The organism is Achromobacter sp. GbtcB20 (assembly GCF_019091095.1).
GTDB lineage: Bacteria > Pseudomonadota > Gammaproteobacteria > Burkholderiales > Burkholderiaceae_B > Achromobacter > Achromobacter mucicolens.
In genome coordinates, this window is sequence record NZ_JAGXJZ010000079.1 from 1 (window position 1) to 830 (window position 830).

The 830-nt window shown below is 67.0% G+C and carries 1 protein-coding gene; it reads right to left on the reverse strand.

Going from position 1 to position 830, the window contains the following annotated elements:
• Positions 1-29: 29 nt before the first annotated feature.
• Positions 30-830: glycosyltransferase family 2 protein (locus tag KVT32_RS27845; RefSeq protein WP_217619168.1), on the reverse strand; the 801-nt coding region annotated here is incomplete at its 5' end.

Consider the following 830-nt stretch of genomic DNA (forward strand, 5'->3'; position numbering starts at 1 on the left):
CGCGGGGGCAGATCCGAGCAGCAGGTTATTCATGCGGCGCTCCTCGCAAAGCGCAGCAACCCGACCGTGCGCCAGAAAATCGACAGCAACGGAATGCACGCCGACGTGATCGCCAGGTCGGCAACGTTGCGCAATGACATGCTGGTTCCCCGGATACGGCGCATGAAAAAGTACAGGGTCAGCGCGGCCCATACGACAGCTGGCGCGATGGCCGCTGCCGCATGGCCGGTTGCGAACAAACCAGCAGCCAGCAAAAAGGCGCCCGTAACGCTCAGGTAAAAGCGCGGGCCATGCCGGCGGATGCGTTCCTGATACAGCGCGGGGTACTTGCGGCGCAGCAGCATGTCGAACATCACCTTTTTCTGCATGCCCAGTCCAGCCGCGAAACTCACCGGTCGCACCGGGTGCTGCACGCGCGCGTGCTCGCACCGCGCGATGCGCAAGCCGGCATCGAGCAGCGCAAATTGCAGGTCCGAGTCCTCACGCCAGGCCATCGTGTAGCGCGTGTCGAATCCGCCGACCGCCAGCAACGCCGACCGCCGCACGAAGCAATTCGCGGTGATGAACTCGGCGCGCGTCAAGCCCGAGGCGTCGCGCTCGTAGTCGCTGGGCGGGTCCGGGATGGGCATCTCCGTGACGCCGGTCACCGCCGCCACGTCCGGCGCGAAGCCGCGCAGTCCCTGCGCAAGCCAGTCCCGATGCGGAATCGTGTCGTCGTCGGTAAAAGCGATGATCTCGGCCTTGGCACTGCGCCAACCCAGGTTGCGGGCGCCCGACGGCCCGCGGGTGCCGGACACCGGCAGGTAGCGCACCGCCCGCGCATCGCCCCA